General features: G+C 62.5%; 4 protein-coding genes and 2 riboswitches. Of the genes, 2 read left to right on the plus strand and 2 right to left on the minus strand.

Features of this window, described 5'->3' with window-relative positions:
* Positions 1–64: 64 nt before the first annotated feature.
* Both cobN and cobW read right to left on the minus strand, forming a co-directional pair.
* A complete protein-coding gene (cobN, locus tag AAAB16_RS01385) occupies positions 65–3,805 on the minus strand; it encodes a cobaltochelatase subunit CobN (protein WP_340661720.1) in 3,741 nt (1,246 codons plus the stop codon).
* Between the two features lie 179 nt (positions 3,806–3,984).
* Positions 3,985–5,037, minus strand: coding sequence for a cobalamin biosynthesis protein CobW (gene cobW, locus AAAB16_RS01390; protein ID WP_340661721.1), 1,053 nt, complete (start codon positions 5,035–5,037; stop codon positions 3,985–3,987).
* Positions 5,038–5,144: 107 nt separating this feature from the next.
* Positions 5,145–5,366, minus strand: a riboswitch (cobalamin riboswitch).
* Between the two features lie 167 nt (positions 5,367–5,533).
* A riboswitch (cobalamin riboswitch) is annotated at positions 5,534–5,711 on the plus strand.
* Positions 5,712–5,820: 109 nt separating this feature from the next.
* Between cobW and AAAB16_RS01395 the strand changes: the two genes are divergently transcribed.
* Both AAAB16_RS01395 and AAAB16_RS01400 read left to right on the plus strand, forming a co-directional pair.
* On the plus strand, positions 5,821–6,006 hold the full coding sequence (locus AAAB16_RS01395; RefSeq protein ID WP_110615611.1) for a CbtB domain-containing protein: 186 nt from the start codon (positions 5,821–5,823) through the stop codon (positions 6,004–6,006).
* 12 nt (positions 6,007–6,018) lie between these two features.
* On the plus strand, positions 6,019–6,735 hold the full coding sequence (locus tag AAAB16_RS01400) for a CbtA family protein (protein ID WP_340661722.1): 717 nt from the start codon (positions 6,019–6,021) through the stop codon (positions 6,733–6,735).
* Positions 6,736–6,885: the final 150 nt, after the last annotated feature.

Genomic DNA, 6,885 nt, shown 5'->3' on the forward strand with positions numbered 1-6,885 from the left:
GACGTAGGGTGTGCTATGCGCACCATCGGTTTTAGGGGAGATCGCAGGGTGCGCACAGCACACCCTACTCTTCGCTGTCGATCAACAGGTTTTCCAGGGCGTCGCGGTACTCGCCGGGCTCTTGCCACAGGCCGCGTTGCTGGGCTTCCAGCAGGCGTTCGGTGATATCGCGTAGGGCGCCGGGGTTGTGTTGCTGGATAAAGTCGCGGGTGTCTTTGTCGAGCAAATAGGCATCGGTGAGCAGCTGGTATTGGTGGTCGTCGATCAGTTCGCTGGTGGCGTCGAAGGCGCACAAATAATCCACGGTGGCGGCCAGTTCAAAGGCGCCTTTGTAGCCGTGGCGTTTCATGCCTTCAATCCACTTGGGGTTGGCCGCACGGGCGCGCACCACGCGGTTGAGTTCTTCTTTCAGGGTGCGAATACGTGGGTTATCCGGTTGGCTGTTATCGCCGTGGTAACTGGCCACGCTGCTGCCGCGCAGGGTTTCCACGGCAGCCAACATGCCGCCCTGGAATTGGTAGTAATCGTTGGAGTCGAGGATGTCGTGCTCGCGGTTGTCCTGGTTATGCAGCACCGCCTGCAAACGCTCCAGGCGCTGCACAAACTGCTCGCGCGCCGGCGTGCCGCTATCGCCGGCGCCATAGGCGTAGCTGCCCCAATTCAGATAGACCTCGGCCAGGTCGGCACGGGTTTGCCACAGGCGCTCTTCAATGGCGTTCTGGATGCCGGCGCCATACGCCCCCGGCTTGCTGCCAAACACCCGCCAACCGGCTTCGCGGCGCGCTTGTTCGGCGGCAACGCCTTGGCTTTGCAGGCGCTGACTTTCAAGGCGTACACGGGCGGCCAGCGGGTTCATATCATCCGGTTCATCAAGCTCGGCCACGGCTTGCACGGCGGCATCGAACAGGCGGATCAGGTTGCTAAAGGCATCGCGGAAAAACCCGGACACCCGCAGGGTGACGTCCACCCGTGGCCGGTCGAGCAACGACAGCGGCAAGATCTCGAAGTCTTCCACACGCTGGCTGCCAGCCTGCCACACCGGGCGCACGCCCATTAGCGCCATGGCCTGGGCCATATCGTCGCCGCCGGTGCGCATGGTGGCGGTGCCCCAGACCGACAAGCCGAGCTGGCGCAGATGGTCGCCGTGGTCTTGTAGATGGCGCTCCAGCAGCAGGCTGGCGGATTGGAAACCGATGCGCCAGGCGGTCGGCGTGGGCAGATTGCGCACATCCACCGAATAGAAATTGCGCCCGGTTGGCAGTACATCCAGGCGCCCACGACTTGGCGCGCCGCTCGGCCCGGCCGGCACGAAGGCGCCGCACAGGGCGCTGAGCAGGCCGTGCATTTCCGCTGGGCCGCAGGCGTCCAGGGTGGGTGCTACTTGTTGCTGTAGCGCCTGGAGCACGGCCTGGGTGTGCTCGCCGCACACCGGCGCGGCGCCGTGCAACGCCGTTTCGATCAGCTGCACCGCATGCAGCTCCAGGCGTTCACGGGTATCGCCGTGGGTGCGCCAGCTGTCGCTGCTGATGGTCTGCAATGCCGCAGGCCGTGGCCCTTGCCACAGCGCTGCCATCTCACAGTTAAGCGGGTTAACGCCCAGCTCAAGATCTTTGGCCAACGCCTGCAACAGGCTGGCGTTGCGGCCTTTGCCGTCGCCACGGGGAATACGTAGCAGTGCCAGCAACGTGTCCAAACGCAGGCGCCCGGCGGGCGATTCACCGAACACATGCAGGCCATCGCGGATCTGCGATTCCTTTAAATCACAGAGGTAGGCGTCCAATTGCGGCAGCCAGGAATTGGGGTCTTCGTTGATCTGCAATTGCAGCTCACGGTCGAGCTGAGTGACGCGCACCAGGTCAAGAATCTCAGTGCGTAGCTCCATGGCGCGGCGTTCGTCGAGCAGCGAGGCGTCGTAGTACTCGTCGGCCAAGCGCTCGATATCGCGCAGCGGGCCGTAGCTTTCGGCGCGGGTGAGCGGCGGCATCAGGTGGTCGATGATCACTGCCTGGGTACGCCGTTTGGCCTGCGCGCCTTCGCCGGGGTCGTTGACGATAAACGGATACACGTTGGGCATAGGGCCGAGGATCGCGTCGGGCCAGCAGGTGTCCGACAGACCCACGCTTTTGCCCGGCAGCCATTCCAGATTGCCGTGCTTGCCGACATGCACCACGGCGTTTATAGCGAAGGTGTGACGTAGCCAGAAGTAGAACGCCAGGTAACCATGGGGTGGCACCAGATCGGGGTCGTGGTACACGGCGCTGGCATCGAGCTGATAGCCACGGGCGGGCTGGATGCCAACAAAGGTCAGGCCGTAGCGCAGGCCGGCAATCATCATGCGGCCGCTGCGGAACATCGGGTCTTGCTGCGGCTCGCCCCAGCGTTCGCTTACGGCTTGCCGGTTGGCCTCAGGCAACTGGGCGAAATAGCGCTGGTAGTCCTCCAGCGCCAGGCTTTGCGCGCAGGGGCGCAAGTCGAGGTTGTCGAGGTCGTTGGTGACGCCGCCGAGCAGCTCATGGATCAGCGCGGTGCCGGTGGCGGGCAACCCTTCAACCGGGTAACCCTCGCTTTGCAGCGCGCGCAGAATATTCAGCGCGGCGGCAGGCGTATCCAGGCCGACACCATTGCCAATACGGCCGTCGCGAGTCGGGTAATTGGCCAGCACCAGGGCGATGCGTTTATCCGCATTCGGCACGCGCGCCAGCTCGACCCAACGGCGCGCCAGTTCGGCGACAAAATCCATCCGCCCCAGGTCGGCTTCGTAACACACCACATCGCTCTGGCTGCGCTCGCTACGCCAGGCCAGGCCTTTAAAGCTGATGGGGCGAGTGATGATGCGCCCGTCCAATTCCGGCAAGGCGATATGCATAGCCAAGTCGCGCGAGCCGAGGCCTTGCGGGTTGGCCAGCCACAGCGGCTGATTATCCAGGGCGCAGATGGCTTGCAGCACCGGCACATCGCGGCGGAAAGGGCGCAGGTTGGGCTGCTCGGGGTTGGACTGGGCAAAGCCGGTGGTATTGATGATCAGGCTGGCGGCGCTTTCATCGAGCAAATCTTCCACCACGGCAAAGCACGCCGCTTCTTTCAAACTGGCCACGGCGATGGGCAGCGGGTTAAGCCCTTGGGCGCTCAGGCGCTCGCAGAAGCGGTGGATAAACGCGGTGTTCGCCGACTGCACATGGGTGCGGTAGAACAGCAGGCCGATCACCGGCTGACCCTTTACCCAGCTGGCTTGCCAGTCAGCCAGCGACGCATTGGCGCTGCTCGGGTGGTAAACGCTCACGCGCGGCAACGGTTTGGGCTCAACCCAGGGGTAATCGCCCTGGAGCCAGGTGCTGGCCAGGTAATGGAACAGCTGCTGAGCGTTATCCACCCCGCCTTGGCGCAGGTACTGCCACAGGCGCTCGGCCTGCTCGGCTGGCACATTGCTTAGGCGGGTTAATTCGGGATCCGGGCTGTCATCGCCGGGCACCAAGACCAGCGTGGCGCCCCGTTCAGCCAACTCGATCAGGCGCTCAATGCCGTAGCGCCAATAGCTCAGGCCGCCGTGTACCGACACTAGAATGACCTTGGCGTGTTGCAGCACCTCGTCGACATACAGGTCCACCGAGGCGTGGTTCTGCAATTGCGCGGGGCTGGCCAAGCGCAGGCTGGGGTAATGCTCCGGGAGGTTTTGTGCAGCGGCGGCGAGCAGGGATAAGTGCGAATCGCCGGTGCACAGAATCACCACATCCGCAGGGGTTTGCGCCAGATGGGCAATGCCATCAGCGGGAACAAAACCACCGGGTTGGGTGCGTAAGAGGTGCATGGGTTATTCGCCCAACGCGCTGTGCATCCCTCGCCCGCTTGCGGGAGAGGGACCGAAGGAGAAGGGCTTTTGATCTTCAGCGAAGCGAAAAGCAGCGCACAAAAGAGCCCCTCTCCCCAGCCCTCTTGTCTGGCCGACCGCCTGAGCGGGAGAGTGGGCAAGAGCAAACAGCGCGATCGTCACGCTAGCGCCGTACGCAGTTCGTTGCTAATCACCGCCTGATCCAATTCCTGACCGATGATCACCAAATGGCTGGCGCGCGCTTCATCGCTGCGCCAGGCGCGGTCGAAGTGTTTGTCGAAGCGCTTGCCCACGCCCTGAATCAATAGGCGCATGGGTTTGTTCGGGATCGCGGCAAAGCCCTTGATACGCAGCACGCCATGGCGCTCGACCAGGCCGTTGAGGGCGGCCAGCAAGGGTGCCTCTTCAACTTCTGGCAACTCGACGGAGAAGGAGTCGAATTCGTCGTGGTCGTGCTCCTCGTGGTCTTCCAGGTCGTGGTGGGTTTTGCGGCTGTCGATATGCAGCTCGGTTTCCGAGTTCAAACCGAGCAACACCGACAGCGGCAGCACACCGCTGCGGGCTTCGATCACTTTCACCGCTGGCGGCAGTTCTTCAGCCACTTCGGCGCGCACCGCAGCCAGGGCCTCGGGGCTGAGCAGGTCGGCTTTGTTGAGGATTACCAAGTCGGCGCTGGCCAGTTGATCGGCGAACAGTTCGTTCAGGGGCGACTCGTGGTCCAGGTTCGGGTCTTCGCGGCGTTGGGCGTCTACCTGATCCGGGAATGCGGCAAAGGTGCCAGCGGCCACGGCCGGGCTGTCGACCACGGTGATCACCGCGTCGACGGTGCAGGCATTGCGGATTTCCGGCCAGTTAAAGGCCTGTACCAGCGGCTTGGGCAGGGCCAGGCCAGAGGTTTCGATCAGGATTTGGTCGAGGTCGCCACGGCGCGCCACCAGCTCGCGCATCACCGGGAAAAACTCCTCCTGCACCGTGCAGCACAGGCAACCGTTGGCCAGCTCATAGACGCGGCCATTGGCTTCTTCTTCGGTACAGCCGATGGTGCATTGCTTGAGGATTTCACCGTCGATGCCCAGCTCGCCGAACTCATTGACGATCACCGCAATACGCCGGCCTTCAGCGTTGTCGAGCATATGGCGCAGCAAGGTGGTTTTGCCGGCGCCGAGAAAGCCGGTAACGATGGTGACGGGAAGTTTGGCCAAGCTTTTCATCGGTTGCAGCCCTGTTTGATACGCGCGAAATCGGATCGGCGGGCAGCGGCGGGGACTGCAGCGAGCAAGGGCTCGCATCAGGCGTTCGCCACCGGATCACCCCGCCCGGTTGAATGCAGTTTCAAGGCAGGTCTCCTGGCTCACGACTTGGTCTCTCACCGGTTTACCGGGAGGCCGCTTTCTTCGCCTTCCCGCTGGAGCAGTGGCATTGGAAGAAAGAATGTCGTTCACAGTTGCGGGGGCAGCCGCGGTTTTGGCTGTAACTCAGCACCGCGTTCCCTCTTAGCTCTGGCGCTAATGCGCAGAGAACCTTGAAGCAGGCAAGGCTACGCAGTGCGGGGGGATGGGTCAAATTTAGGATCGCCGCATTTAAATGCGGTAAACGCGCTGCTTCTGGCTCTTTCCCGCAATTTAATATCAACCCGACGGTTAAATCGCATCACAAGGTGATGCGGCCGTTTGGATCGACCGTTGACCTTTGTCCATGAAAATGGTGTTCTAGCGCGCTGTTTCAGGTGTCTTGCGTCGTCGTGCGCAAGGTGAAACGGGAAGTCGGTGCGCGCTCTGGTTTATTCCTGGGGTAGCCAGTCCGACGCTGCCCCCGCAACGGTAGGCGTGTGTTGAAACCTTCAACAACGCGAGCCCGGAGACCGGCCTGAATTCATCCAGTTTGGCAAAACCCGCGGTGGGCGGGCGCAAGCCGGAAGTCTGATTGCATTCGCATTCGGCTCCTCGTGCGTTCCCTTCTGCTACGTTTTCATTTCCAGTTCAGAGGGAACGGTCATGTCCAGTAGCACCCTTACACATTCTGCCGAGGCCAGCGCCTCGCTTTCGCAGCGCCTGACTTTAGCGATTGGCGCCGGTCTACTCGGCGCGTTGCTGGTGTATTTCGCTGGCTTTTCCCATATCGAGGCGGTGCACAACGCGGCCCACGATACCCGTCACAGTGCCGCGTTTCCGTGCCACTAAGGGGTCGCTGTGATGATTAAGCGAGTCGCACAAACCGCCGGTTTTGCTGGCCTGGCCGCTGCCCTGTTGCTGACGTTGCTGCAAAGCTTCTGGGTGGCGCCGCTGATTCTCAAGGGTGAAACCTTTGAAAACGCCGAGCCTGCCGCTGAGCACGTAGTGGCTGCACACAGCCATGAAGCGGGCGCTGCAGCCCACGAACATGAACACAGCAGCGAGGCCTGGTCGCCAGAAGACGGTTGGCAGCGTGTGCTGTCCACCACCGGTGGCAATCTGGTGGTCGCCGTGGGTTTCGCGCTGATGCTGGCGGGCCTGTATACCTTGCGCGCGCCGGGCCGTACCCGTGATGGGCTGTTTTGGGGCCTGGCTGGCTTTGCCACCTTCTGCCTGGCACCTTCGCTGGGTTTGCCGCCCGAATTGCCGGGCACGGCGGCGGCTGATTTGCAGCTGCGTCAGTACTGGTGGATCGGTACCGCGACGGCCACGGCAGTTGGCCTGGCGTTGTTGGTATTTGCCCGTCATTGGACGGTGAAGATTGTCGGTGCCGCGCTGTTGGCGGTGCCTCATCTGATCGGCGCGCCGCAGCCTGAGGTGCATTCCAGTCTGGCGCCGGAAGCGCTGGAGCATCAGTTTATCTGGGCCTCGTTGATCACCAATGCGCTGTTCTGGTCGGCCCTGGGCCTGCTGAGCGCTTGGCTGTACCGTCGCTTCGCCGGTAACAGCGCGGTTTAATCCGCCGCTGCGGTTGCACATAAACCCGCTGATGGGCACCGGTCCTCAGCGGGTTTTCGCTTATCTATTGCAGGCGTTTTTCTTGTGCCTATCGTTGCCCCTTACATTGCTGGAATCGGCTGCCGCTTGGGCTGTAGCGAGGGCGAGTTG

Origin of the sequence: Pseudomonas sp. (assembly GCF_037994325.1) — a bacterium.
GTDB lineage: Bacteria > Pseudomonadota > Gammaproteobacteria > Pseudomonadales > Pseudomonadaceae > Aquipseudomonas.

What these genes read in the sequence shown, in the direction of transcription:
- cobW (WP_340661721.1), bottom strand. Translation starts at nt 5,037, where the DNA reads ATGAAAAGCTTGGCCAAACTTCCCGTCACCATCGTTACCGGCTTTCTC.
- AAAB16_RS01400 (WP_340661722.1), top strand. Translation starts at nt 6,019, where the DNA reads ATGATTAAGCGAGTCGCACAAACCGCCGGTTTTGCTGGCCTGGCCGCT.
- cobN (WP_340661720.1), bottom strand. Translation starts at nt 3,805, where the DNA reads ATGCACCTCTTACGCACCCAACCCGGTGGTTTTGTTCCCGCTGATGGC.
- AAAB16_RS01395 (WP_110615611.1), top strand. Translation starts at nt 5,821, where the DNA reads ATGTCCAGTAGCACCCTTACACATTCTGCCGAGGCCAGCGCCTCGCTT.